Annotated in this window: 22 protein-coding genes and 1 pseudogene; 15 read left to right on the top strand and 8 right to left on the bottom strand. The window is 71.6% G+C overall.

The window, feature by feature from the left end; translation table 11 throughout:
- Window positions 1–31: 31 nt before the first annotated feature.
- Together ACIRVK_RS24010 and ACIRVK_RS24005 are read left to right on the top strand one after the other, a co-directional pair.
- The gene (locus ACIRVK_RS24010; RefSeq protein WP_404250245.1) at window positions 32–1279 is read left to right on the top strand and encodes an aminotransferase class I/II-fold pyridoxal phosphate-dependent enzyme; all 1248 of its coding nucleotides are present in this window, start codon (window positions 32–34) and stop codon (window positions 1277–1279) included.
- On the top strand, window positions 1276–2364 hold the full coding sequence (locus ACIRVK_RS24005; protein ID WP_404250243.1) for an MBL fold metallo-hydrolase: 1089 nt from the start codon (window positions 1276–1278) through the stop codon (window positions 2362–2364). The genes ACIRVK_RS24010 and ACIRVK_RS24005 overlap by 4 nt, the downstream gene beginning before the upstream one ends.
- On the opposite strand, the gene ACIRVK_RS24000 is transcribed toward ACIRVK_RS24005, so the two are convergent.
- Window positions 2361–2987, bottom strand: a complete 627-nt coding sequence (locus tag ACIRVK_RS24000) for a DedA family protein (RefSeq protein WP_404250241.1) — start codon at window positions 2985–2987, stop codon at window positions 2361–2363. The two genes, ACIRVK_RS24005 and ACIRVK_RS24000, sit on opposite strands and share 4 nt — an antisense overlap.
- Window positions 2984–3757 (bottom strand): MBL fold metallo-hydrolase, encoded by a 774-nt coding sequence (locus ACIRVK_RS23995; RefSeq protein WP_404250239.1) that lies wholly within the window; start codon window positions 3755–3757, stop codon window positions 2984–2986. Before ACIRVK_RS23995 ends, ACIRVK_RS24000 begins: the two co-directional genes overlap by 4 nt.
- Before the next feature lie 83 nt (window positions 3758–3840).
- Here ACIRVK_RS23995 and ACIRVK_RS23990 point away from each other — a divergent pair, with 83 nt between their 5' ends.
- From ACIRVK_RS23990 to dnaK, 4 genes are all read left to right on the top strand, one after another.
- Window positions 3841–4248, top strand: coding sequence for a hypothetical protein (locus ACIRVK_RS23990; protein WP_404250237.1), 408 nt, complete (start codon window positions 3841–3843; stop codon window positions 4246–4248).
- A gap of 142 nt (window positions 4249–4390) precedes the next feature.
- A complete protein-coding gene (locus ACIRVK_RS23985) occupies window positions 4391–6400 on the top strand; it encodes an alkaline phosphatase family protein (protein WP_404250432.1) in 2010 nt (669 codons plus the stop codon).
- Window positions 6401–6494: 94 nt separating this feature from the next.
- Entirely contained in the window at window positions 6495–6923 is a 429-nt protein-coding gene (locus tag ACIRVK_RS23980; protein WP_404250235.1) for an OsmC family protein, read from the top strand.
- Window positions 6924–7099: 176 nt separating this feature from the next.
- Window positions 7100–8983, top strand: coding sequence for a molecular chaperone DnaK (dnaK, locus tag ACIRVK_RS23975; protein WP_404250233.1), 1884 nt, complete (start codon window positions 7100–7102; stop codon window positions 8981–8983).
- A 255-nt stretch (window positions 8984–9238) separates the two neighbouring features.
- Here dnaK and ACIRVK_RS23970 read toward each other — a convergent pair whose 3' ends face one another.
- Window positions 9239–10102 (bottom strand): helix-turn-helix domain-containing protein, encoded by an 864-nt coding sequence (locus ACIRVK_RS23970; RefSeq protein ID WP_404250231.1) that lies wholly within the window; start codon window positions 10100–10102, stop codon window positions 9239–9241.
- A 78-nt stretch (window positions 10103–10180) separates the two neighbouring features.
- Entirely contained in the window at window positions 10181–11011 is an 831-nt protein-coding gene (locus ACIRVK_RS23965) for a helix-turn-helix domain-containing protein (RefSeq protein WP_404250229.1), read from the bottom strand.
- A gap of 29 nt (window positions 11012–11040) precedes the next feature.
- Between ACIRVK_RS23965 and ACIRVK_RS23960 the strand changes: the two genes are divergently transcribed.
- From ACIRVK_RS23960 to ACIRVK_RS23950, 3 genes are all read left to right on the top strand, one after another.
- On the top strand, window positions 11041–12168 hold the full coding sequence (locus tag ACIRVK_RS23960) for an ADP-ribosylglycohydrolase family protein (RefSeq protein ID WP_404250227.1): 1128 nt from the start codon (window positions 11041–11043) through the stop codon (window positions 12166–12168).
- A 72-nt stretch (window positions 12169–12240) separates the two neighbouring features.
- A complete protein-coding gene (locus ACIRVK_RS23955; RefSeq protein WP_404250225.1) occupies window positions 12241–12546 on the top strand; it encodes a 4a-hydroxytetrahydrobiopterin dehydratase in 306 nt (101 codons plus the stop codon).
- 5 nt (window positions 12547–12551) lie between these two features.
- A complete protein-coding gene (locus tag ACIRVK_RS23950; protein ID WP_404250223.1) occupies window positions 12552–13292 on the top strand; it encodes a class I SAM-dependent methyltransferase in 741 nt (246 codons plus the stop codon).
- A 242-nt stretch (window positions 13293–13534) separates the two neighbouring features.
- Here ACIRVK_RS23950 and ACIRVK_RS23945 read toward each other — a convergent pair whose 3' ends face one another.
- Complete coding sequence (locus tag ACIRVK_RS23945; RefSeq protein ID WP_404250221.1) at window positions 13535–16453, bottom strand: glycoside hydrolase family 48 protein; 2919 nt, start codon at window positions 16451–16453, stop codon at window positions 13535–13537.
- A 337-nt stretch (window positions 16454–16790) separates the two neighbouring features.
- On the opposite strand from ACIRVK_RS23945, the gene ACIRVK_RS23940 reads away from it, so the two are divergent.
- On the top strand, window positions 16791–18203 hold the full coding sequence (locus ACIRVK_RS23940) for a cellulase family glycosylhydrolase (RefSeq protein WP_404250219.1): 1413 nt from the start codon (window positions 16791–16793) through the stop codon (window positions 18201–18203).
- A 29-nt stretch (window positions 18204–18232) separates the two neighbouring features.
- Window positions 18233–19972 carry a glycoside hydrolase family 6 protein gene (locus ACIRVK_RS23935; RefSeq protein ID WP_404250217.1) on the top strand — a complete coding sequence of 580 codons (1740 nt, stop codon included), beginning with the start codon at window positions 18233–18235 and terminating at the stop codon, window positions 19970–19972.
- Window positions 19973–20001: 29 nt separating this feature from the next.
- On the opposite strand, the gene ACIRVK_RS23930 is transcribed toward ACIRVK_RS23935, so the two are convergent.
- On the bottom strand, window positions 20002–20781 hold the full coding sequence (locus ACIRVK_RS23930; protein ID WP_404250215.1) for a phytanoyl-CoA dioxygenase family protein: 780 nt from the start codon (window positions 20779–20781) through the stop codon (window positions 20002–20004).
- 138 nt (window positions 20782–20919) lie between these two features.
- On the opposite strand from ACIRVK_RS23930, the gene ACIRVK_RS23925 reads away from it, so the two are divergent.
- Window positions 20920–21795 (top strand): class I SAM-dependent methyltransferase, encoded by an 876-nt coding sequence (locus ACIRVK_RS23925; RefSeq protein WP_404250213.1) that lies wholly within the window; start codon window positions 20920–20922, stop codon window positions 21793–21795.
- 80 nt (window positions 21796–21875) lie between these two features.
- Entirely contained in the window at window positions 21876–22586 is a 711-nt protein-coding gene (locus ACIRVK_RS23920; protein ID WP_404250211.1) for an SDR family oxidoreductase, read from the top strand.
- Between the two features lie 208 nt (window positions 22587–22794).
- Here ACIRVK_RS23920 and ACIRVK_RS23915 read toward each other — a convergent pair.
- A pseudogene (locus ACIRVK_RS23915) lies at window positions 22795–23231 on the bottom strand (hypothetical protein); the annotation flags it as partial.
- A gap of 285 nt (window positions 23232–23516) precedes the next feature.
- Entirely contained in the window at window positions 23517–24212 is a 696-nt protein-coding gene (locus ACIRVK_RS23910; RefSeq protein ID WP_404250209.1) for a glycoside hydrolase family 75 protein, read from the bottom strand.
- A 227-nt stretch (window positions 24213–24439) separates the two neighbouring features.
- Here ACIRVK_RS23910 and ACIRVK_RS23905 point away from each other — a divergent pair, with 227 nt between their 5' ends.
- Window positions 24440–25384: a DMT family transporter gene (locus ACIRVK_RS23905; protein WP_404250207.1), complete on the top strand. Its 945-nt coding sequence runs from the start codon at window positions 24440–24442 to the stop codon at window positions 25382–25384.
- 78 nt (window positions 25385–25462) lie between these two features.
- Window positions 25463–26074 carry a hypothetical protein gene (locus ACIRVK_RS23900; RefSeq protein ID WP_404250205.1) on the top strand — a complete coding sequence of 204 codons (612 nt, stop codon included), beginning with the start codon at window positions 25463–25465 and terminating at the stop codon, window positions 26072–26074.
- Window positions 26075–26223: the final 149 nt, after the last annotated feature.

Below are 26223 nucleotides of genomic sequence, written 5' to 3'. Positions count from 1 at the left end.
CCGGCGCAAGCAGTCCACAACGGAGGTAGGGATGCCGCGGACGGACCCGGAAGGCCACGGCCCCGTCCGCTACGGGCCGCCCCTTCCCGAGGACGGCCTGCTCGTACTGCCCGAACTCGCCGCCGTCCTCGCCGCGTCCGCGGCCCGCGCCGACGCCGAGCCCGTCGGCGGCGGGCCGGCGCTGATCGAGGCCGCCTGCGGCTACTGGGGGCGCCGCGGCCTCGCCGCCGCCCCCGACCGCGTGGCCGCCGGCCCCGGCGCCCCCGCGCTGCTGCTCGCCCTGACCGCCGCGCTCGGCGGCGACGTCCTGGTGCCCCGGCCCTGCGCGGCCTGGTGGACGCCGTACGCACGCCTGTTGGGAAGACCCGTCTTCCATGTCGCCACGCCCGCCGAGAGCGGCGGCGTCCCGGACCCGTACGCGCTGCTGGAGACCGTCCGCAGGGTGCGCACCGAGGGCGGTGACCCGCGACTGCTGGTGCTGTCCGTCGCCGACGACCCCACGGCCACCGTCGCCCCGCCCGAGGCGCTGCACGCGTGCGTGGAGGCCGCCGCGGGCGAAGGCCTGCACCTGGTCAGCGACGAGACCTGGCGGGACACCCTGCACGCCCCGCACGACACCGTGCTGCTCAGCCCCGCCGAGATGCTCCCCGACCGGGTCACCGTCGTCACCGACCTGGCCGGCGCGCTGCTGCCGCCCGGCTGGCCCGCAGCGGTGGCCCGCTTCCCGGCGGGCGAGGACGGCCACGACCTCCACGCGCGTGTGCTCGACGTCCTCACCGCCATGGGCGCCCGTATCGCCGGACCCGTCGCCGCCCCGGCCGCGTACGCGCTGGGGGAGCCCGAGCCGGTCACCGCGCGCGTGGCCGCCACCGTCCGGCTGCACGCGCTCGTGGCCGCCGCCGCGCACGCCGCCGTCGTCGCTGCGGGCGCCCTGGCCCGCCCCCCGCAGGCCGGCCGCCACCTCTACGCCGACCTCGGCCCGTTGCGCTCCGCCCTCGCCCCGCATGGCGTGGGCGACGCGCAGGAACTGGAGGACTTCCTCGCCGCCCGCCTGGGCATGCCCGCCCCCGGAGGCCACCGCTTCGGCGACGAACTCGGCGCCCTGCGCGTGCGGTTGTCGACCGGCCCGTTGCTGGGCGGCACGGACGAGGAACGCGCGGAATGTCTCAGCTCACCCACGCCGTTGGAACTGCCACACGTGCAACGCGCGTTGAACACAGTGACGTCGGTCTTCGACGACCTTCGCGACGACGCTCAGCGATGGGAGCCTCCTCGATGACGCAGCAGTCCGAGTCGACCTCCACCACGACCACCCGGGAAGCCGACGAACCGGCGTCCACCGCGCCCCTGTCCCCGCTCGCGCCGCCGTTCCCGCCGCTCGCCGAACCCCGCCCGCTGGGCGAGCGCCGGGTGTGGCCGCGGACCTTCCACGACCGCCTCACCGCACCTCTGCCGGGCCTGAAGGCCATGGCCCGCTTCGCCCGTGAGGGCTCCGTCCGCCCCGGCCGCGAGGGCCTGGCCGACATCCCCCGGCTCCCCTTCGCGGCCGCCCCGCTGCCCCGCGTCGACGCCCGCACGATCGCCGTCTCCTGGGCGGGGCACGCCAGTTGGATCGTCCGGATCGGGGGCCTGACCGTCCTCACCGACCCGGTATGGTCCCGCCGCATCCTCGGCACCCCGGCCCGCATCACCCCCGTCGGGGTCCCCTGGGAGTCCCTTCCACCCGTCGACGCGGTCGTCATCAGCCACAACCACTACGACCACCTGGACGCCCCCACCCTGCGCCGACTCCCGCGCGACACCCCGGTGTTCGCACCCGCGGGCCTCGCCCGCTGGTTCCACCGCCGCCGCTTCACCGCCGTCACCGAACTCGACTGGTGGGAGGCGGCCGAACTGGACGGCGTCCGCTTCGACTTCGTCCCCGCCCACCACTGGTCCAAGCGCACCCTGACGGACACCTGCCACAGCCTCTGGGGCGGCTGGGTCCTCACGGCCCCCGGGGGCGGCCGCGTCTACTTCGCCGGCGACACGGGCTACGGCCACTGGTTCTCCCGCATCGGCCGGCGCTACCCCGGCATCGACCTCGCGCTCCTGCCCATCGGCGCCTACGACCCCCGCTGGTGGCTCAGCGACGTCCACTGCGACCCGGAGGAGGCGGTCCGCGCGGCCCAGGACCTGGGCGCGCGCAGGATGGCGCCGATGCACTGGGGCACGTTCGTCCTGTCGGCGGAGCCGGTCCTCGAACCGCTCACCCGCGTGCGCGCGGCCTGGGAGCAGGCGGGCCTGGACCGGGAGAACCTCTGGGACCTGCCGGTCGGAGGCTCCAGAGTGCTGGAACAGCCGGGAGCGGGGACAGCGCTCTAGGCGGTGATCGTGCGGCGCAGTCTCCGCCACAGGCCGGGGGTCGCGCTGATCAGGACGGTCAGCGTGATCGCCGCCACCACGCCCTCCCACGGCTCCCGGAACAGCGACCCGCCCAGGATCCCGATCACCTGGTAGGTGGCCGCCCACGCCAGACAGGCCGGCAGGTTCCCCCGGGAGAACCGCCGCATCGGCCACTTCGCCAGCAGACACGCCAGCATCACCGGGATCCGCCCGGCCGGCACCAGCCGGGACAGCACCAGCACCGCGATGCCGTGCTCGGCCAGCTTCGACTGCGCCTGCGCGAGCCGTTCCTCCGGCGCGCGCGAGCGGATCGCCTCCAGCCACCGCGACCCGTTCTTCGACTTCATCCCGCGCCGCCCCAGCCAGTACAGCGCCGCGTCCCCCAGGAACGCCGCCACCGACGCTGTCACGAACACCAGCAGCATCGAGAACGGCGCGGTCTCGTGAAAGGCCACCACGGCCGCCGTACTCACCAGCGCCCCGGTGGGTATCACCGGCACGAGCGCCCCGAACAGCACGAGCAGGAAGAGGGACGGATATCCGAGCGCCTGCTGCGTGGACTCGGTGGGCAGGGTCGTCGCGGTGACGGCCAGCTGTATCACCGGGCGACCTCCAGCCGCACACTCTCCCCGTGCCCGAGCCGGTGCACCGCGGCCGACGGGGCCACCTCGGCGGCCAGGCGCACGAACTCCTCGCCGGGCGCATGGAATTCATGGGGGCGCACGGCGTCCATTCCGATCGGCCAGTACGTGCCGTAGTGCACCGGCACCGCGCTGCGCGACCCCAGCCGGGCCAGCGCCTGCGCCGCCCGCCCCGCGTCGAGGTGCCCCTCGCCGAGGTGGGGCCCCCAGCCGCCGACCGGCAGCAGTGCCGCGTCGACCGGCCCGACCTCCTCGGCCATGCCGTCGAACAGCCCGGTGTCCCCGGCGAAGTACGTCCGCGCCTCGCCCTCGACGACGTACCCGAGCGCGGGGGAGCGGTGCGGCCCGACCGGCAGCCGCCGCCCGTCGTGCCGCGCGGACACGGCCCGTACGACCAGGTCACCGACCGGTGTCACATCCCCCGGCGCCACCTCCGTCACCGTGAGGTGGGTGAGCCGGCGCAGGCCCGGCACCGCCCGGCGCGCACCCCGGGGCACCAGCAGACGGGTGCCCGGCGCCAGCCGCTCCAGGGAGGGAACGTGCAGGTGGTCGGCGTGCAGATGGGACACCAGGGCGACGTCTGCCCGCCAGGCGACCGGGGGCGGTACGGCGCCCCGGCGGCGACGCAGATGGGCGAGGCGGCGGGCGAACAGGGGGTCGGTCAGCAAACGGACGTCCGAATCCCGGAGCGTGCAGGTGGCGTGACCCCACCAGGTGACCTCCACCGGCACCTCTTTGCCTCCTTCGTGCGACTCCCCGAAGCCTACGGGCTGGAGTAGGGTCGGCGGCGAAACCCGGAGGTGAGGGGGACGCCATGGGACCGACGCGCGTGCGCGTGACAGCGATCGCGAGTCTGACGCCGCTCGAGGAGCTGGACGCCGATCCCTTCCTGGTGGACTCCCGCAGTCAGCACGCGATGTGCGCGCGGTGGGCCGCGGAGCGGGGGTACATCGTCGCCCGGGAGCTGCTGGTGCGAGGGCTGCGGGCCGACCACTGCATCCTGTGGGACGGCGTCCGGCCCGGGGTCGACCTGTTCGTGGCGCCCAGCCGACGGGTTCTGGAGAGCGCGCTGTCGTCCGTGGAGGAGTTCGCCGCGGAGTGCGCCAGGCGCGGGGTCCGGGTGGAGACGGTGGGCTCGGCGGAACCGCGCTACGACGCCCAGATGAAGGCCCGCGTGCACCGACGGCTGTCGATGCCGACGGCGGGGTACGACGGGCGCTGACCGGGATCCGGCCCGGTGCGCTGGTATGACAGTCTTGGCGCAGGCGGCCCCGCGACGGCGACGGGCCGGGACGTGAGGTGTACCGGGCGTGCTGAGCGGGCGTTGGCGGCGGATCGTCAGCCAGCTGGGGCGGAGCGTCACGGTGTGGGCGGTCTCCACGGTCACCATGCTCGTGCTGGCCGGTATCCTGCCGGACTTCCGCCTCCAGTCCGCCGACGGCGAGTCCGCCACTCACATCGCCGTCACCGCCGCGTTCGGCGCCGGCGCCTTCGGTGTGCTGTCGGCCCTCGTGTGGCCCCTGCTCGTACGGCTGCTGCTGCTCGTGCCCGCCCTGGTGCTGGGCCTGCTCGTCTTCGTCCTGAACGGCTCCCTGCTGCTGGTCGCCCTGCGTCTCAACCCGGCCTCCAGCGCCGAGGCGGCCCCCGAGACCGCCGTGGTCGTCGCCGCCGTGATGTCCGCCGTCGCCTCCGCCACCGGCGGCGCCCTCGCCGTGCGCGACGACGACGCCTACCGCCGCCGCCTGTACCGCCTCGCCGACCGCCGCCGCGGACACGGCCCGCCCAGCCCGACCGCCCCCGGCACCGTCTTCCTGCAACTCGACGGCGTCGGCCACGACGTCCTGCTGGACGCCGTCGGCAAGGGGCTCATGCCCACCGTCGCCTCGTGGCTCGGCGGCACCCACCGGCTCGCCCCCTGGCGCACCGACTGGTCCAGCCAGACCGGCGCCAGCCAGCTCGGCATCCTGCACGGCACCAACCACGACGTCCCCGCCTTCCGCTGGTACGACAAGGACCGCGGCGAGGTCATGGTCTGCAACCGTCCGACCAGCGCCGCCGAACTGCAGCGCCGCGCCGTCGAGTTCACCGGCGACGGAGGCCTGCTCACCCTCGACGGCGCCAGCCGCGGCAACCTCTTCAGCGGGGGCGCCGACGAACAGGCCCTGGTGCTGTCCATCGCCACCCGCCGCCGGGGCCGGGAGAACCGGTCCAGGGCGGGCTACTTCGCGTACTTCTGCGACCCGGCCAACGCGGTGCGCACGGCGATGTCCTTCGTCGCCGAGGTCGGCCGCGAGCTCGGCCAGTCCACCCGGGCCCGGATCAGGAAGCAGCGGCCCCGCGTGTCCCGCGGCGGCCTCTACCCCTTCGTCCGGGCCTTCGCGACCGTCGTCGAACGGGACGTCGTGGTCGCCGCGGTGATGGGCGACCTGTTCGCCGGCCGCACCGCCGTCTACGCCGACCTGGTGGCCTACGACGAGGTCGCCCACCACTCGGGGCCCCGCAGCCGCGACGCCGAGAAGGTCCTCCAGCGCCTCGACCGGGCGCTGGCGCTGATCGCGAACGTCGCCGAGCACGCGCCGCGGCCGTACCGGATCGTCGTGCTCTCGGACCACGGGCAGAGCCCCGGCGAGACCTTCCGGGCCCGCTACGGGCTCGGTCTCGGCGAGCTGGTGCGGGCCGGCTGCGGGCTGCCCGTGCCGCGCAAGGTGCGCCGCACCCACAGTGGCGCCGAGGCCCGGGCGGCCGTGCGGGCGGCGCTGCGGCGGCCCGTCGAGGAGCGCGGGGAGCATCACCACCCCGCCGGCCGCCGTTCCGAGCCGCTGGTCCTGGCGTCCGGCAACCTCGGCCTGGTGTCGTTCCCGGACGTGCCGCACCGGATGAGCAAGGAGGAGATCGACGCCCGCCATCCGGCGCTGCTGACGACCCTCGCCAACCACCCCGGCATCGGGTTCCTGCTCGTACGCAGCGAGGAGCACGGCGGGGTGGTGCTCGGTGCCCACGGCGCCGAGATCCCCCTTGATCAACTCGACGGGACGCCGGGCCCATTGGAGGTCTTCGGGCCGGGCGCGGCGGACGCCGTGCGGCGCACGCACTCCTTTCCGCACACCGCCGACATCATGGTCAACTCCTTCCACGACCCGGCCGACGGGGAGGTCCTCGCCTTCGAGGAGCAGATCGGCTCGCACGGGGGCCTGGGCGGGGCACAGTCGAGGCCGTTCCTGCTCTCGCCGCTCGCCTTCTCCGAGCCCGTCGAGGAGGGCTGCGAACTGGTCGGCGCCGAACAGGTCCACCGGGTGCTGCGCCGCTGGCTGCGGGAGACGGACGGGCCGCAGGTGCCGCTGACCGAGGAGGACGAGCAGGAGCGGGTCGCCTGACCACCGGCGGGTGGTGCCCCTTTTGTGCGTGCGACGGGCCGGAATGTGATCGGATGGGATCCCACGCAACTGCACGCATTCGGAAGGACTCACCGTGGCAACCACGCGCTCCGCACACACGGTCTGGGAAGGCAACCTGCTCGAGGGCAACGGTGTCGTCAACTTCGACTCCTCCGGTGCCATCGAGGCGCAGCCGGTCACCTGGGCCTCCCGCTCCCAGGACGCAGGCGGCAAGACCAGCCCCGAGGAGCTGATCGCCGCCGCGCACTCCAGCTGCTTCTCCATGGCGCTGTCGCACGCCCTGAACGGCGCCGGCACCCCGCCCACCAAGCTCGTCACCTCCGCCGACGTGAGCTTCCAGCCCGGTGAGGGCATCACCGGCATCCACCTCACCGTCGAGGGCACGGTCCCCGGCATCGACAACGACGCGTTCGTCGCCGCCGCCGAGGACGCCAAGAAGAACTGCCCGGTCAGCCAGGCGCTGAGCGGCACGACGATCACCCTGTCGGCGAAGCTGTCCTGACACCCGTACTCGCAGGGCCACGGTGCCGCGCTCCCTGGAGGTCAGGGGCGCGGCACGTCGTTTTCGGGGGTACCCGGGACCGAGGCGGCATTCACCACGGCCCCAGGCGGCATTGACAACGGCCCACTCAAGTTTTGTGCTGGAGTCTGGAAGTGCCCTGGCGGAAGGGGACGGAGATGGCACGTGCGGTCGGGATCGATCTCGGGACCACGAACTCGGTGGTCGCCGTGCTGGAGGGCGGCGAACCCACGGTCGTCGCCAACGCGGAAGGGGCCAGGACCACCCCCTCGGTGGTGGCCTTCGCCAAGAACGGGGAGGTGCTGGTCGGTGAGGTCGCCAAGCGGCAGGCCGTGACGAACGTGGAGCGCACAGCGCGCTCCGTGAAGCGGCACATGGGCGACGCGAGCTGGCGCTTCCCGGAGCAGGGGTCGATCGACGGGACGCGGTACCGGGCGCAGGAGCTGTCTGCGCGGGTGCTGCAGAAGCTCAAGCGGGACGCCGAGTCCTACCTCGGCGAGGACGTCACGGACGCCGTGATCACCGTACCGGCGTACTTCGACGACTCGCAGCGGCAGGCGACGAAGGAGGCCGGGGAGATCGCCGGCCTGAAGGTGCTCAGGATCATCAACGAGCCGACGGCCGCCGCCCTCGCCTACGGCCTGGACCGCGGCGAGGAGCAGACGGTCCTGGTCTTCGACCTGGGCGGCGGCACCTTCGACGTGTCGTTGCTGGAGATCGGGGACGGCGTCATCGAGGTCAAGGCCACCAACGGCGACACGCACCTGGGCGGCGACGACTGGGACCAGCGGATCGTGGAGCACCTGGTCAAGAAGTTCCAGGGGCAGTACGGCATCGACCTCGGCAAGGACAAGATGGCGCTCCAGCGGCTGCGGGAAGGCGCCGAGAAGGCGAAGATCGAGCTGTCCAGTTCGTCCGAGACGACGATCAACCTGCCCTACATCACCGCCTCCGCCGAGGGGCCGCTGCACCTCGACGAGAAGCTGACCCGGGCCCAGTTCCAGGAGCTCACCGCCGACCTCCTCGACCGCTGCAAGACACCCTTCCACCAGGCGGTCAAGGACGCGAACGTGAAGCTGTCGGCGATCGACCACGTCATCCTGGTCGGCGGCTCGACCCGGATGCCCGCCGTCACCGACCTGGTCAGGGAACTCACCGGCAAGGACCCGCACAAGGGCGTCAACCCCGACGAGGTCGTGGCCGTCGGCGCGGCCCTCCAGGCCGGCGTCATCCGCGGTGACGTGAAGGACGTCCTGCTCCTCGACGTCACCCCGCTGTCCCTCGGTATCGAGACCAAGGGCGGCATCATGACCAAGCTCATCGAACGCAACACGACGATCCCCACCCGGCGTTCGGAGATCTTCACCACCGCCACCGACAACCAGCCCTCGGTCGGCATCCAGGTCTACCAGGGCGAGCGGGAGATCGCCGCGTACAACAAGAAGCTGGGCGTCTTCGACCTCACCGGGCTGCCGCCCGCCCCGCGCGGGGTGCCGCAGATCGAGGTGGCCTTCGACATCGACGCGAACGGGATCATGCACGTCTCGGCGAAGGACCTCGCGACGGGGCGCGAGCAGAAGATGACGGTGACGGGCGGGTCCGCGCTCCCCAAGGACGACATCGACCGCATGATGCGGGAGGCCGAGCAGTACGCCGAGGAGGACCGGGGGCGCCGCGAGGCCGCCGAGACCCGCAACCAGGCCGAGCAACTCGTCTACCAGACCGAGAAGTTCATCCGCGACAACGAGGAACGCGTCCCGGCCGAGACGAGGACGGAGGTCCAGGAGGCGGTGACCGAGCTGAAGGGGCTTCTGGAGCGCAACGCCGACACCGCCGAACTCCGCACCGGCGTCGAGAAACTCGCCACCGTCAGCCAGAAGATGGGCCAGGCGATGTACGCCCAGGCGGAACAGCCGACGGCCGGCTCGGGCACCGGCACCGGCACCGGCGACGGACAGCACTCCGCACCGCAGGACGACGAGGGCGTGGTGGACGCGGAGATCGTCGACGAGGACCGCGACAGGAAGGGAGGTGCGGCCTAGGGCCTGTTGCGAAAGTGGCGTCGTCGCCCGGAGGGCGGCCGCGCGGCGTCGGGGGGCCCCCGCGCGAGTTGTTCGAGCGTGGGGGAGCGTGCTCTCGGCGTGCCGGCCGGAAGGCGCCGTCGATGGACCGGGCGTACTCGGGCTTTCGGGCGGTGCGGCGAGTGGGGGTACCCCCTCTGGGGGAGCGTGCCGGGCGTCGCGCGGCAGGCGCCACTTTCGCAACAGGCGCTAGGGGGTGCGGACGCGGCCGGGTGCTCAGAAGTTCTCGCGGTACTCCCGCAGGAGCTTCTTCGTGCGCTGGGCCGACGCGGCCCGGGCGGTCATGTGGTCGAGGACCTCCAGGTGCGCGGAGACCTCCGCGCGCGAGTCGAGGTACAGCGCGCCGGTGAGGTACTCGGTGAACACCATGTCGGGCAGCTCGGGCTCGCCGAAGCGGAACAGCGTGAAGGGCGCGTACGTCCCCGGGTGCGGGCCGTCGCTGAACTCGGCGACCTGCAGGGTGACCCGGTCGCGCTCGGCGAACTCCAGCAGTCTGTCGAGCTGTTCGCGCATCACCTCGCCGCGGATGCTCACCGGCCGCCTCAGCACCGTCTCGTCCATGATCACCCACAGGTGCGGGGGGTCCGGGCGTTCCAGGAGCTTCTGCCGGGTCATCCGCAGCGACACATGGCGTTCGATGCTCTCCGGGCCGCTCTGCCCGATCGTTCCCGCTTCCATCACGGCGCGCGCGTAGTCCTCGGTCTGCAGCAGGCCCGGCACGAAGTGCGGCTCGTAGGAGCGGATGATCCGGGCGGCGCCCTCCAGGCTGACGTACAGGCTGAACCAGTCGGGCAGCACGTCGTGGAACCGCTGCCACCAGCCCGGCCGGTTGGCCTCCTCGGCCAGGTCGACGAAGGCCGTGGCCTCCTCGTCCGGGACGCCGTAGGTCTCCAGCAGCACCTGCACGTACGGGATCTTCAGCGACACCTCGGCCATCTCCATGCGCCGAACCGTCGCCGGGGCCACCCGCAGGACCTTGGCGGCCTCCTCGCGCTTGAGGCCCGCCGCCTCCCGCAACTCCTGCAGTCGTCTGCCCAGTACCACCTGCCCCACGGTGGGCGCAGGCCGCCGCTCACTCACCGCACGCCTCCCCTACGCGCCGCCGAAGTCCGCGCCAAGCAGTGTGTCATGTTCCGTCCCCCGTCTCACCGGTTGCGGTCAAGGCAGCAGTGACTGGAGGTACTTCACCGTCGCCGGGTCGGCCGGCAGGAGTGTCTCGATGGCCAGTTCGGCGACCGTCACGTCCATCGGGGTGTTGAAGGTGGAGATGGAGGAGACGAAGGACAGGGTGCGGCCCTCGTGCTCGATCTGCAGGGGGAGCGCGAAGTACGGCACCGGCTCGGGCGGTTCGCCGCCGGGCTCCCGCACGGGCACCGGGTAGGCCGCGACCTCCTCGTACAGCGCGCGCAGCCGGGCCGAGCGGTGCAGGGCGATCTCCCGCTCCATCTGCGCCAGGAGGTGCCCGCGCCATTCGGGGAGGTTGCGGATGCGCGGCGCGAGGCCCTCGGGGTGCAGGGTCAGCCGCATGGCGTTCAGCGGTGGCTCGAGCAGGAACTCCGGGACGCCGTCCAGGAACATCAGCAGGCCCCGGTTGGCGGCGACGACGTCGTACACCGAGTCGACCACCAGGGCCGGGTAGGGCTCGTAGCACTGGATCAGGCGCTCCATGCCCTGGCGCAGCGAGTCCAGCGCGGGGGAGTCCAGCGGGGTCTCCGGATAGTGCGGGGCGTAACCGGCCGCCAGCAGCAGGGCGTTGCGGTCACGCACCGGCACGTCCAGGTGCTCGGCGAGCCTGAGCACCATCTCCTCGCTCGGCCGGGAACGGCCCGTCTCGATGAAGCTGATGTGCCGGGCCGAGGAGTCCGCGCGCAACGCCAGTTCCAGCTGGCTCACCCGCCGCCGCTCCCGCCAGGCCCGCAGCAGCGGGCCGACGCCCCGCTCGGACGGGGCGGTCGTGGCGGCGGGCGATCCGGTCGGGACAATGGTCATACGTACGACCGTAGTCGAGGAGTGGATGGATGTACGGGCCGTGGGACAGGGACGGCGCGGCGCAGTACCGCGCGAGAGTGCGGGGCTGCCTGCTGGGCGGGGCGATCGGCGACGCGCTCGGCGCTCCCGTCGAGCCCGCCTCCATCGACCGCATCCGCGCCGACCACGGCCCCCACGGGGTGACCGACTTCGTGCCCGGCCCGCACGGCACGGTCGGCCTGATCGGCGACGACACGCAACTGACCCTCTTCACCGCCGAGGCCCTCGTCGAGGCCCACGCCTCCGGCAGGATGGGGGAACGCCACGGCCACCGCCTGTCGGGAGACGTCTGTGACCACTGGCCCGAGACGATGCTCGAGGCCTACGAGCGCTGGCTCCACACCCAGTCCCAGCCCGGCCCGGCAACCGCGCCCCCGGCGACCGGACCCGCCGACGGACTGGTCACCGAGCCGTGGCTGTACGCCCGCCGCGCCCCCGGCAACGCCTGCCTGTCCGGCGTCGCCCAGCGGCACGCGCCCGGCCGGTGGCTCCTCCTGAAGGGTGAACCGGGCATGGTCAACCCCGACTCCAAGGGGGGCGGCGCGGTGGCGCGCTCGGCCCCCTTCGGACTGATCGCCCAGTACGACCACGTCGCCTTCCAGATGGCGGCCCGCGCCGCCCAGATCACCCACGGCCACCCCACCGCCTACTACGCGGCCGGCACCCTGGCCGCGATCATCGCCAACCTGGTCGCCGGTGACTCCATGGAGGGCGCCGTCCTGCGCGCCATGCGCCTCTTGTCCCGCTACCCGGGCCACGAGGAGACGACCGAGGCCCTGGAGCGTGCCGTCACCGAGGCCGGGGACGTCTCCGTGGCGCCGCCGGAACGGGTCGAGAAGCTCGGCGCGGGCCGGGTGGCCGAGGAGGCCCTGGCCATCGCCGTCTTCTGCGCGCTGTACCCGGGCCGTGTCGAGACCACGCTGCTGATGGCGGTCAACCACTCCGGCGGCAGCGACTCCACCGGCGCGATCTGCGGCAGCCTCCTCGGCGCCCAGGCCGGCGACCACGCCCTGCCGCACGAGTGGGTCAGGCGGGTGGAGGGCCGGGCCACGATCGCCGCACTCGGCGACGACCTCGGGGCGGTGCGGGTGAGCGGCCGGCTCTTCGGCCCGGCGTAACGACCCGAGCCGTCGTGGGGCGGCTGTGGCACGCTGGGAGTCCGTGCCCCACCACCGGGAAGGAGCGAGGTCATGGCCGTCGAACCGCTGTCGCAGAAGGAGATCGAGGACCGGCTCGCCGAACTGCCGGGCTGGTCGGTCGACGCGGACCGGCTCACCCGCTCCTACCGGCTCGGCACGCACTTCGCCGCCACCGCCATGGTGATCCACATCGCCCAGGTCCAGGACGCGCTCGACCACCACTCCGACCTCACCCTCGGCTACAACACCGTGACCCTCTCGGTGAACACGCACAGCGTCGGCGGCAAGGTCACCGAGCTCGACTTCGAGCTGGCGCGCAAGGTCGAGGACCTCGCCCAGGGACACGGCGCACACTGACGCCGGTGCTCGACTACGACAAGGAAGCCGACGCGTACGACGACACCCGCGGCGGCGAACCCAGAGCAGCGGCCGCCGCCGACGCCGTCCTGGCCCTGATCCCGCGCACCGCCGGCCGGCTCCTCGACGTGGGCTGCGGCACCGGCATCGTCACCCGGCGCCTCGCCGCCGCCCGTCCCGCCACCCGGGTGACCGGCGCCGACCTCACGTACGGCATGGCCCGCATGGCCGCGGCCCGGCTGCCCGGCGCGATCGTTCTGGCCGACAGCCGCGCGCTGCCCTTCCCGGACGCCACCTTCGACGCGGTGACCAGCGTCTGGCTCCTCCACCTCCTCGACGGACGGAACGACGTCCGCGCCGTCGTCGCCGAGTGCGCCCGTGTCCTCAGGCCGGGCGGCGTGTACGTCACCACGGTCGACAAGGCCGCCGCGCACGATGTCGGCAGCGACGTCGACGCCGTCCTCGCCGCACGCCCACGCCGCCCGGCCCCCGACGCCGCGCACCTCGTGGAGTCGTACGCCGCCCTCCACGGCCTGCGCCCAGCCGGACAGTCCCGCTTCCCGGGCCGGGGCCAGGGCCGCAGCCCCCGCCGCACCGCGGCCGACCTGCGCCGTGGCTGGTTCACCCGCCTGCCCCCCGGCGACCCCCTCACCGAACACTTCGCCACCCACCTGGAATCCCTCCCCGACCAGGAACGCCCCCGCCCCGACCCCGAGTTCACCCTCCACGCCTTCACCAAGCCCTGACACAAAGGTGCCGGGCGACCCCCAGTGCGGGTGGGGATCGCCCGGCGGGCGGCCCCGTCGTCAGGAGACGGGACCAAGCACGCGAAGCCTTCAAGCGCTTCCGCAAGAACTGACGGTGCTGACAGCGCCCTTCTTGGGGGCGCGGGGCTGTATTCCATTTGCGGCTACCGCCGCGTGGGCGCGACAAGCCACAGCGAGCCCGCAGACGAAGCACCGCCCCTCAGCGGAGCGCTTGGCGGGGACTATTCAAGAAGCTCCGCGTACGACCCCATGGCCAAGGCGATGTCCGCCTGGGCCCAGAACCGGTGATACGTGAACACGGGCGCCGCCCCACCCGCGAGATAGCTCTGGATCTTCGACCACGCGGGGTCGTTCTTGTAGAAGGACCTGAGCGACGCGAACGTCGACGACGAGTTGATGGCGTCCCCGTTCGGCATCTTGCCGCTCCAGTCGCTGGGCACGTACACGGTGTCACCGAACCGGCTGTAGTCGGTGCGGGTCTCCGGGACGGCGACACCCAGGCTGTCCTGGTAGTTGTTCCACATGCCGTCGAGCAGCGCCTTCGCCGTCGACTTGGCGGTCGCGTCACCGGACTTGGCGCCGTAGTACGTCAGCGTCTTGGCGTACGCGGCGGCCACCCCGACGTCGTTGGTGTAGTCGGCGACGGTGACGTGAAGTCCGCTGTTGGACCCGGGACTTGACGGGTTCCAGGTGTCGGGCTGGCCCGACCACTGGAGCGTCGAGGGGATCAGATAGGTGCCGTCCGGATTGATCGTGGTCTTGGACAGCGCCCACTTGACCCACTTGTCGAGGACCGCCTTGGCCTGCGCGTTCCCCGTCTGCTGGTAGTACTCGGCGACCCGTTCCATGGACCAGGCCTGGAAGCCGAACCACTGGTTGGACGGCGGGTCGTGGTAGACGGGCTCCCAGTCGTAGTACATGCCGTAGAACGTCGGCGTCCCGGCCGGCGGGCTCGCGTACCGCCCCTGCCAGCTGTTGGTCGCGCCGCCCGCGATCGCGCCCTCGGACGACTGCAGCCACTGGTAGAACTCCAGCTGCCGCTGCAGCGACTTGCCCCAGTCCGTCGCGCCCGTGGCCGACTTGGGCTCCAGGTCGGCGTAACTGCTCAGCGCGTACGCGGCGAGCGGGTTCTGGTAGCCGCCGTGCACATGGCTGGAGCCGATCCGCCAGGCCCATCCCGCGTTCGTGTCCGTCGCGCCGCCCCAGGCGTAGTACCAGGAGAGCAGATAGTGCGAGGCGTCCTTGCCGGTGCCGGCCGCGCAGGTGGACGGGCCGACGCAGTTGCCGATCTTCTTGAAGTACTTGTCGTACATCGCGTACCGCAGGTAGTCACCCATCTTCGCGGCCTTGCCGACGGTCGCGGAGACGTCGCTGCCCTTGCCCTGCTGCTTGGCCCACACGTCCGCCCAGTACGCCGCCTGCACCGCACGCGCGTCGGCGTCCGGGGCGTCGGTGTACTTCCACTGCTTGGCGTAGGACGAGTCGCCGGTGAACAGGTCCAGGTAGCCGTTCCTGCCGCCGTACTTGAAGGCGTCGCAGGTCGGCTGCGGAACCGTCTCCCACACCGACTCCTGCGGGCCGCGCTGGAAGGTGTTGATGTACGACGGTCCGGTGGCCGTCGGCCCGCCCTCGCAGGTGCCGCCGGGCGTGTCACCGTAGCCGTAGACGTTGTCGACGTCCTCCAGCCAGTGCATGCCGTACACGTCGTCCGTGCCGTACGTGCTCTTCAGCTCGCCCGCGATCGGGTCCGAACCCACCGACACCGAGGTGTCGAGCTTCGCCGGGTACTCGTTCGGGGTGTCCTCCTCGGGCGCGTAGGTCGCCGGCTTGGAGGCGCTGTAGAAGGAGCTGGTGGGCTGGTCGGCGTGGGTGGGGATCATGTACTTCTCCATGAGCGCCCACGCGCCGTTGAACTTCGACCAGTCACCGGTGACCTTGCCGTACATCGCCTGCAGCCACAGGAGGTAGCTGTAGGCCTCCGACGTGGTCTCGTGCCCCTGGTCCGGCGCCTCGACGATCAGTGTCTCCACCGAGTGGTACGGGATGCCCTGCGGGGAGAAGTAGCCGTTCGCCGGGTTGGTGATCTTCCCGTACAGGTCCAGGAACCGGGCGTCGTACGCCTTCTGCGCGGCCAGCTCCGTCACGGTCACGGCCGCCTTGGAGTAGCCGGTCGCCGTCGACTCGAAGGACGCCGAGCCGGTGCCGGAGGCGTCGGCGGTGACGGTCACGTTCTGCGCGGTGTTCCAGTTGGCGGGCGTGAAGGTGAGCGTCGCGCCGCCCGTCACCGAGAGCCCGGAGTTGCCGCTCGCGCGGGCCGTCGTCACCGTCACGTTGGACGAGGGCTGCTTCGACAGCTGCACCGCGTAGGTGCCCGACTTGCCCTGCTGGACGCCGAGTTGGGTGGGGGAGGCGACCACCGCGGGGCCCGCCGCCACGGTGATGCCGACCGGCGTCGACTCGGCGGACGCGCCCAGGCTGTCGTAGGCCTTCGCCACCAGGGAATGACTGCCCACGGACAATCCGGATGCGGACAGGGTGAAGGGCGCGCTGGTGTCGGTGCCCAGCAGGGTGGTGTCGTCGTAGAACTCCACCTTGCTGATCGTCGCGTTGTCGGCGGCCGCCGCCGTCGCCGCGAGCGGCACCGCGTCGCCCTGGGTGTAGACCGCGCCGGCCGTGGGGCTGGTCAGCACGGTGACCGGCGGCTGGTGGGCGCCGGCGCAGGTGGTGCCGTTGATCGCGAAGCCGGTGGGAGCGGTGTTGGTGCCGCTGTAGGTGAACTGTGCGCCGGTGGAGACGGCGGCACCCGCGGCGATCTTCCCGTTGTAGCCGGCGTCCTTCACGGTGACCGACTGGCCGGACTGGGACCAGGTGCCGTTCCAGCCGTTGCTGAGCTTCTGGTTGCCGGCGTAGGCGTAGGTCAGGGTCCAGCCGTCGATGGTGTCGGTGCCGCGGTTGGTGATCGTCAGGTCCGCGGTGAAGCCGGAGCCCCAGTCGTTCGTCTTGTAGTCGACGCTGCACTGAAGTGCCGCCGCCTGGGCGGGGGTCGTGCCGGTGCCGACCATGGTGAGCGGAAGGGCGAGGGCCGCCACGACGGCGGTCCACAGCCGCCGCACGGCACGGCGTCCGGGTCTGGGTTCCATGTGCTGGTTCCTCCTTGCGGCTCGGAGCGGTGGGGGAGGAGCAACAAGCCTTGAACCAGTGGGAGCGCTCCCATAGTGGGGATGGGGGTGAGAGCGGTCAAGGTGCTTGAAGAGTCGAATCGATTCGACTCGTCTTGGCTGATGGAAAGTCAGGAAAGTCTGCGCCTCCCCTGTCCTTCGCTGTCACTTGGCGCTAGCTTCATGGACACCAGTGGGAGCGATTCCATCAGTCGACGCGTCCGTACCGACGCGCCCGAGCTGCAAGGAGTCGCTCATGCGACACCCCCCGCGTTCAGTACTTTTATCGGTGGCCGGGGCGGTCGGATTTGTCGGGAGCATGACCATTCCGGTCGTCACGGCGCAGGGAACCGCGCCCGCCTGCTCGGTGGAGTACACCGTCACCAGCCAGTGGAACACCGGCTTCCAGGGCTCAGTGAAGATCACCAACAACATGGCGGCCCTGAGCGGCTGGAGCCTGAGCTTCGAGTTCGCCGGCGGCCAGAAGGTCACTCAGGGCTGGAACGCCCAGTGGTCCCAGTCCGGCACGACGGTGACCGCGGTCAACGAGAGCTACAACGGCTCGCTGGCCACCGGGGCGAGCGTCAGCGCCGGGTTCCTGGCCTCCTGGCCGGGGTCGGGGAGCAACGACGTGCCGGCTTCGTTCAAGCTCAACGGCACGACGTGCAACGTGGACACGCAGCCGACGCCCCCGCCGTCCGGGCCGCCCGCCGGCGGCGGCGCACCCGCGCTGCACGTCGCGGGCGACAAGCTCGTGGACGGCGACGGAAAGACCCGGCGGCTGCTCGGCGTCAACCGGTCCGGCGCCGAGTTCATGTGCGTCCAGGGCCGCGGCATCTTCGACGGCCCCGTGGACGACACCGCGATCAAGGCGATCGCCGACTGGAAGGCGAACACGGTCCGCATTCCCCTCAACGAGGAGTGCTGGCTGGGGCTTTCCAACATCCAGTCGGCCTACGGCGGTGTGAACTACGTCAACGCCGTCAAGGATCTGGTGGCCCGCGTCGAGGCGCACGGCCTGACACCCATCCTCGACCTGCACTGGACCTACGGTCAGTACACGGGCAACTCGGCCGGCTGCTCCGACGTGCACGCCACCTGCCAGAAGCCGATGCCGGACCGGCAATACTCGCCGTCCTTCTGGACGTCGGTGGCGAACACGTTCAAGGACGACCAAGCCGTCGCCTTCGACCTGTTCAACGAGCCCTACCCCGACCGCGCGACCTCCACGACCACCCAGGCGTGGCAGTGCTGGCGCGACGGCGGAACCTGCCCGGGCATCGGATACCAGGTCGCCGGCATGCAGGACCTGGTCGACGCGGTACGCGGCACCGGCGCCCGGAACGTCGTGCTGGCCGGCGGGCTCGCGTACTCCAACGACCTGAGCCAGTGGCTGACGTACCGGCCCGCCGACCCGACGGGCAATCTCGTCGCCGCCTACCACGGGTACAACTTCAACACCTGCTCCAGCGAGAGCTGCTGGAACTCCACCCTCGCCCCCGTTGCGGCCCAAGTACCGCTCGTGGCAGGGGAGATCGGCGAGAACACCTGCTCGCACTCCTTCGTCGACCAGGTCATGAAGTGGTTCGACGACCGGGGCCTGTCCTATGTGGGCTGGACCTGGAACACCTGGGACTGCTCCTCCGGTCCCTCGCTCATCTCCAACTACGACGGGACACCCACGTCGTACGGCACCGGGCTGCGCGACCACCTGCGCGCCATCAACCCGTAATTCCCGTATCGGAGAAGGAACCCGCACTCATGAGTCGTACCAGAACAGCGATACTCGCCGCCCTGGCGCTGGTCGCCGGGACCGCGGGGACGGCCACGGCCGTAGTCCCCGGGGACGTCGGGATCAAGGCCGTCCCGTGCACCGTGGACTACAAGGTGCAGAACCAGTGGGACACCGGCTTCACGGCAGCCGTCACCATCACCAACAACTCCGCGGCCAAGTCGAGTTGGTCGCTGAAGTGGTCGTACGCCGGCAACCAGAAGGTCACCAGCGGCTGGAACGCGAAGATCAGCCAGAGCGGCGCGGACGTGACCGTGGCCAACGAGAGCTACAACGGCTCGCTGGCGACGGGCGCATCGGCCAGCTTCGGCTTCAACGGGTCCTACAGCGGCACCAACGCGGTCCCGGCCACCTTCACGCTCGACGGCGTCACCTGCAACGTCGACGACGGCGGCGGCTCGGGCGGCGGGGGCGGCACCGGCGGCGGGGGCGGCACCGGCGGCGGCAACACCGGCAGCCGCGTGGACAACCCCTACGTGGGGGCCAAGGGGTACGTGGACCCCGAGTGGTCGGCCAACGCCGCCGCCGAGCCGGGCGGCAGCCGCATCGCGGGCCAGCCCACCGCCGTCTGGCTGGACCGGATCGCCACCATCAACGGGGCGGGCGGCGGCATGGGCCTGCGCGCCCACCTCGACGAGGCTCTGAAGCAGAAGGGCTCCGGCGAGCTGGTCGTCGAGTTGGTCATCTACGACCTGCCCGGCCGTGACTGTGCCGCCCTCGCCTCCAACGGCGAACTCGGGCCGAACGACATCGACAAGTACAAGTCCCAGTACATCGACCCGATCGCCTCGATCCTCTCCGACCCGAAGTACGCGGGCCTGCGGATCGTCAACGTCATCGAGCCCGACTCGCTGCCCAACCTGGTCACCAACGCCGGCGGCACCAACACCACCACCGACGCCTGCGTGACCATGAAGAGCAACGGCAACTACGAGAAGGGCGTCTCCTACGCCCTGGGCAAGCTGGGCGCCATCCCGAACGTCTACAACTACATCGACGCCGGCCACCACGGCTGGCTCGGCTGGGACTCCAACCTCGGCCCGGCCGTGCAGGAGTTCGCCAAGGTCGCCACCAGCAACGGCGCGAGCGTGGACGACGTGGCCGGGTTCATCGTCAACACCGCCAACTACGGCCCCACCACGGAGCCGAACTTCAAGGTCACCGACACGGTGAACGGCCAGACCGTGCGCCAGGCGAAGTGGGTCGACTGGAACCAGTACGTGGACGAGCAGTCGTACGCGCTCGCGCTGCGGGACAAGCTGGTCGCGGCCGGGTTCAACTCCGGTCTGGGCATGCTGATCGACACGTCCCGCAACGGCTGGGGCGGCTCCGCCCGGCCCACCGGCCCCGGCCCGATGACGTCCGTCGACGACTACGTCAACGGCGGCCGCATCGACCGCCGCATCCACGTCGGCAACTGGTGCAACCAGAGCGGCGCCGGACTCGGTCAGCGGCCCACCGCTGCCCCGGCCGCCGGGATCGACGCCTACGTGTGGGTCAAGCCGCCCGGCCAGTCCGACGGCTCCAGCTCCGCCATCCCGAACAACGAGGGCAAGGGCTTCGACCGGATGTGCGACCCGACGTACACGGGCAACGCACGGAACAACAACAACATGTCGGGCGCCCTGCCGAACGCACCGCTGTCCGGGCACTGGTTCTCGGCCCAGTTCCAGCAGCTGATGCAGAACGCCTACCCGCCGCTGCCGTGACGCGGTGACGGCCAGGTGATCCGCCGGGGTCAGCCCTCCCGGGCCAGGCCCCGGCGTATCGCGAACTCCACCGCCGAGTAGTCCCCGTCCGGCCGTTCCAGCTCGTAGGGGGCCGCCGGCATCAGCGGTGGCTGGGCCATGAAGCGCGGCCGGGTGCCGTGGTGGGGCTGGGCCGCGTGGACCAGGAAAGGGTGGCAGAGGTAGACGTCGCCCGGGACGCCGGTGGCGTGGGCGAGGGGGCGGTGCGCGGAGGCCTCGACCAGTTTCGGCGCGATCTCGAGGATGGAGACGCCCGTCTCACCGCACGGTTCCAGCAGCAGCGGGACGTCCAGGTGGGAGCCGACCCGGATGCGGGTCGGGGCGTCCTCCTCGGTCACCTCGCTGAACAGGAAGAGCATCAGCAGGGCGCGGTCCCTGGAGCGGAGGTTCGCGAAGTACCAGCTCTCCCCTTCCGGGAGGTAGCTGCCTTCGATGTGCCAGCCCGCGTCGTCCGGCTCCTTCTCGTGCGGGAACCGCAGCGGGAAGGTGCCCAGCGAGTAGCGCGGCAGCCAGCGGCCCTCACCCACCAGCAGGTCGAACGCCTCATGCAGCACAGGGGAGTTGGCTGCCGCGGCGAACGGTCCCTGGGCCATGTCGCCCACCCGGACCACCGGCTGTGTCCAGGTGCCCGGGTCCTCGGGGTCGTACCCCGTCTCCCGCCACAGCAGCCGCGCGCAGTCCTGGGCGACCCGTGGCGGGAACGCCCCCTCGATCTTCACGAAGCCGTCCGCGAGGAATCTCTGCACCAGTTCGTCGTCCCTGTCGCCCATCGGGCCATCGTGAGGGACCCGTCCGGCGCCGCGCACCTTGTTTTTCGCCGCCGCTTTTTGCTGTCACGGCAACGTCGCTTGCCGCCGCGCCATGGGTCGGCGCACGCTGAGGCGCATCCGGACGAGAGGCTGACTTCCATGGCGCACGGACACCACGGCGATCACGACCACACCGACATCGACTGGGCGGAGATGGCTCCGCTGCTGGAGTCGCAGGCGGAGCTTTTCACCTCGCTGTACGAGCGGGCCATGACCTGGCTGACCGACAAGCAGACGGAACCCGGGCTGATCGTCGACGCGGGCAGCGGACCCGGCGTCCTCGCCTGTCTGCTCGCCGAGGCCTTCCCGGGGGCCCGGGTCGTCGCGGTCGACGCCTCGGCGCCGCTCCTGGAGCGGGCCCGTGTCCGGGCCGACCGGCTGGGGCTCGGCGATCGGTTCGACACGCTGGCCGGTGAACTACCGGGCGTACTGGACGAGTTGGACTACCCCGCCGACCTGCTGTGGGCCAGCCGCAGCCTGCACCACCTCGGCGACCAGCGGGCCGGCCTCGCCGCCTTCGCCGCGCGTCTCGCACCCGGCGGCACCCTGGCGATCATGGAGGGCGGTCTGCCGGCGCGGTTCCTGCCCCGCGACATCGGGATCGGCCGCCCCGGCCTGCAGGCGCGCCTGGACGCGCTGGAGGAGGAGTGGTTCGCCGAGATGCGGGCGAGCCTGCCCGGCGCGGTGGCGGAGACCGAGGACTGGCCGGCCCTGATGTCCACGGCGGGCCTGCGTCCCACCGGCAGCCGCACCTTCCTCCTCGATCTGCCGGCCCCCGCGGGGGACCGCGCCCGCGCCTACGTCGCCGCGACCCTCTCCCGCTTCCGCGAGTCCTTCGCCGAGCACCTCGACGCCGAGGACCGCGGCACCCTCGACCGCCTCGTCGATCCGGACGACAAGGCGAGCGTCCACCACCGTCCGGACGTGTTCGTGCTCGCGGCCCACACGGTGCACACGGCCGTCCACGCGATGTGAGCCGGTCGGCCGCCCTTGACTTCGAGAGTGCTCCAACTGGTTCACTCCCTTCCGTCCGACGAAGACACAGGGGGTAACCAATGTCCACCAGCACCACGTCTCCCGTGGCGTTGATCACCGGCGGCGGCAGCGGCATCGGGGCGGCCGTGGCGAGGCAGTTGCTCGACGCCGGGTACCGGGTGGCCGTCACCGGGCGGCGCGAGGAGCGACTGCGCGCCTTCGCCGAGTCGCTCGGGGAACCGGAAGGTTTGCTGACGGTCGCCGGGGACGCCGCGGAGTGGGACGACGTCCAGGCGGCCGTGGCGGCCACGCTGAAGGACTTCGGGCGGCTGGACACGGTCGTCGCCAACGCCGGTTACGCCACCCACGACTCGGTCGCGGAGGGTGACCCGGCGGGCTGGCGGGACATGGTGCTGACGAACGTGCTCGGCCCCGCGCTCCTCATCAGGGCGTCCGTCGACGCCCTCAGGGAGACCGGGGGCCGGATCGTCCTGGTCGGCAGCGTGGCCGGGTTCGTCAACACACCCGGCAACATCTACGGGGCGACCAAGTGGGCGGTGACGGGCCTGGCCGAGAACACCCGGCGCCAGGTCACCGAGTGGGGCGTCGGCGTGACCCTGATCGCCCCGGGGCGGGTGGAGACGCCGTTCTGGGACGAGTATGGCAGCCTGCCGCCGGGGCATCTGCTCACCGCCGACCAGATCGCCGACTCGGTCGTCTGGGTGATCCGGCAGCCGGAGGGCGTCGACGTCAACACCGTCGTCGTACGGCCGATCGGGCAGCCCAACTGACCGTTCCCAAAAGATTGAGCGGTAGTGAGTCCTGTTGCCAGGACTCATGCTCAGCCGCGTGCCCCGAACGGTGTTGGGCACGCTGGTCGCCCGCTTTCGCTCCGCGTCCGGCGCGCACGGATCGTGTCCGTGGTCCGGGGATGCGGGGGCGGGTTTCCTCACGCCCCGGGATGCCCGGTCGGGCCTGGACGGTCCGATGCCCCTGCTCACGGCGGGACTTGGCATGCCACTCCTGCCTGCTCGCGTAGCCGCCGGGAGCCCGCTTGCCGCCCTTCTCGCCGACCGGCAGGGACAGCCGGTGGGCGATCGTGCGCACCCCCGCTTCCAGGCTCTGGATGTGCGCGAGCTGCCCGCGCCGTGCCAGCGCCCACTGATCGTGAGTGGCCTTTGTGATGCTGCCCGCCCAGCGGAGGACGACTCCGCGGTGAGGGCTCGCTTGCGTGCGGCCCACTGCTCGGTGTCGTGATCCAGCCCGGCCGCGCAACGGGCCTTCAGGTACCGACAGGCGAGCGCACCCAGATGATCACCGACCAGGCGAAGAACCTTCTCGTCCCCGGCGGTCAGGTGCTTGAGCCGGTCACGGACCGCCACACCGGACGGGCCGAGGGCGACGAACGGTGCCGCCAGCTCCCGCAGTCCGCCCATCCCCTTCACCCCCCACCGGCCGAACAACCCCTCACCACGCTCAACGACCACCACGGGCAAAGGTCACACATTCGACCAAGGAACCTTCGTTCACACCCCCTGAGATCGCACACGCCGCAGCCCGGACACTCACTCTGCGCGCCCCAACACACTTGTACGCAGTCACCGCCCGCAGCTCACAACCGTCCCCCCAAGGGACGCAGGGCTGCCCGGGCCGCATGCCTTGTGGCATGTCACATATGACTGAGACGTCCATGATATGTGACATGCCACAAGGCTTGACCCTCAGTTGTTCGCGATGAACTGCTTCGCCAACTGCTGGCCCAGCGAGACCGCCGCGCTGTGGCTCTCGATGGGGGATACCTGCGAGTTCTTGAACAGGATGTAGGTGACGCCGGAGTCGGCCCCGCCGGTCGCCGGGTCGGGGTCGATGCCGAGCGCCTTCGCGGTGGCGTACGAGGCCTCACCGATGATCTTGGTGGGGCCGGTGTCGCCGACGACGGCGTACTCGACCTGGTTGTTGTAGATCACGGCGACCACGCCGCCGCCCTTGATGCCGGAGCTGGAGTACTTCCAGATGCTGCTGGCGCTGGGCACGACGATGTACGGCAGCGACTCGGCCCTCAGGGGCTTGCCGTCGGACTGGTGGAAGGCCGTGTCGTTCTGGTACCAGGGGTCGCGGTTCTCGTTGCAGTTCGTGGTCCGCTGGCCGTCGCAGTCGACGTCCATGTCGGCCTTCCAGAACACGGCGCCGTTCTTGCCGCACACCGGAATGGTGGCCGACGTCTCCTCGTCGGTCTTGTACTTGCCGTTGGAGATCTGGGAACAGGACGTCACCTTGGCGAGCAGGTCGGCCGCGCTGACCGAACCCTCCTTGGCGGACGCCGGGTGGACGGCGCCGGAAGCGTTCGCGGGGAACACTCCGGCGGCGAGCAGGGCGGCCCCGGAGGCCGCGGTGAGGGTCAGTGTTCGTAGACGCACTGTGGGGAGACCCTTCTGTTAGGAAACTTTCCTTACCGGGTTGGCGTACAAGGTGGACCCGCGAGCATGCCCGCGTCAAGCCCGTGAACCGCCTTGCTCGGACACGGAGTTGGGAGCGAAGGGGAAACCGCCAGCTCACCGCCGGGAAGCGGGCCCCGCATGGATGGCCGGTACACGGGTACTCGCCACGACCGCCACGCGCGTATCCGTCGTGAGGAGGCCGCCGGGTGGCACGCACGGACGTCGCACCGCAGCGCCGGCGCACCGTCCGGGTCCCCATGGGCCCGGGCTGGGGCCAGGCGGCCGGTGCGCTGTCGCTGTCGCTCTCGCCGGTCTTCATCGAGCTGTCCGGCGCGGACGCGGGCACCGCGTCGGCGTACCGCTGCCTGTTCGCCCTGCCCGTCCTGGTGCTCCTCGCCCTGCCCGAGTACCGCCGCGACGGCCCGCCGCCGCGCCGCCAGGTGCTCTACGCCCTGGCGGGCGGCGCGCTGTTCGCCGTGGACGCCCTGCTGTGGGCCAGAGCGATCACCGAGGTGGGCGCGGGGCTGTCGACCGTGCTGGTCAACGTGCAGGTGGTCCTGGTGCCGCTGCTCGCGTGGGCGGTCGACCGGGAGCGCGTCCCGCGCCGTTTCCTGCTCTGGCTCCCGGCGATGGTCGTCGGGGTCGTGCTGACCGGCGGACTCGTCGAGCACGGTGCGAGCGGCAGCGATCCAACAGCGGGTACCGTCCACGCCATCCTCGCCGCGCTGAGCTACTCAGGCTTCCTGTTCCTGCTGCGCCGGGGCGGCTTTGACGGGCATGTCCGTACGACGTACACGGTCGTGATCCTCTCCGCGACCGTCGTCTCCGCGCTCGGCGGCGCCGCCTGGGGCGCCCTCGACCTCACCCCGTCCTGGCACACCCTGGGCTGGCTGGCCCTGGTCGCGCTGAGCAGCCAGATCGTCGGCTGGCTGCTGGTCGCCCTCAACTCGCCCCGGCTGCCCAGTCACACGGGGGCGGTCCTGCTGCTGCTCACGCCCGTCGGAGCCGTCCTGCTGGGTGCCTGGACCCTGGGGGAGCGGCCGACGGCGGCGCAGTGGGCCGGGTGCGCGCTGATCCTGGTGAGCGCCTACGCCACGGTGGCCGGCCGCCGTGCGCGCCCGGCCGGCGGAAGGTCCGGAAAACCGCCCTGATTGCAGCCTCCTCCACTCAGGAGAAGACTGGCCGTGTCGAACATTCCGGACATCGCTCGACTTCGGGAGGCGAGGGGCATGTTCGTTCGCACGGTGTACGTGACCGGGGATCCCGCGCAGCTCGACACGGCCATCAGGGCCCTGAACGCGCAGGGCCGGGATCTGCTGGAGGAACGTCCGGGGTATCGCGGGTCGGGCATCTTCGTGGACCGGGAGCTCGGCAAGCTGCTCGCGGCGAGCTGGTGGCGGACCGAGCAGAGCCGGCGCAACAGCGACGAGGTCATGCGGGAGCGGCGCGGGTCGATGCTGGAGCCGTTCGCGGCGACGACCGCGGTGGACAACTACGAGGCCCTGGTCTTCCATCAGACCCGGCAGCCGGCCGCCGGCGGTGGACTCAGGCTCACCAGGCTGGAGTTCGACCCCCTGGACGCCGATCTGCTCGCCGACACCTTCCGGGCGTCGGTGGTGCCCCGGCTCGACACGCTGCCCGGACTGGCCAGGACGTCACTGCTCGTCGACCGGGAGCGTGGGCGCGGCCTGGTCGGCACCCTGTTCACCGACCGTGCCTCGCTCGTCGCCTCCCGCGCGGCCCAGGCGGCGGCCCGGCACGAGGGCGCCGCCAAGGCGCATGTGACGGTGACCGGCCTGGAAGAGTTCGAGACCGTCTTCACCGATGTGCGGGGCGACTGAGGGCCCGTCGCAGCTCGCCTGAACGGCCGGGCGGCGCGAAGGGGTTGGGGTGGGGTCGCCGGCGGGGGCCCCCCCCCCCGCCCCAGAGGGCCGGCCGGCCCAGGTGAAAGTCGCCCGCGTCGGGGCCCGCCGCCCGGGCGCGGTGACCG

Origin of the sequence: Streptomyces sp. NPDC101152 (assembly GCF_044768275.1) — a bacterium.
Classification (GTDB): domain Bacteria; phylum Actinomycetota; class Actinomycetes; order Streptomycetales; family Streptomycetaceae; genus Streptomyces.
This window is presented reverse-complemented; position numbering and strand designations above follow the sequence as displayed.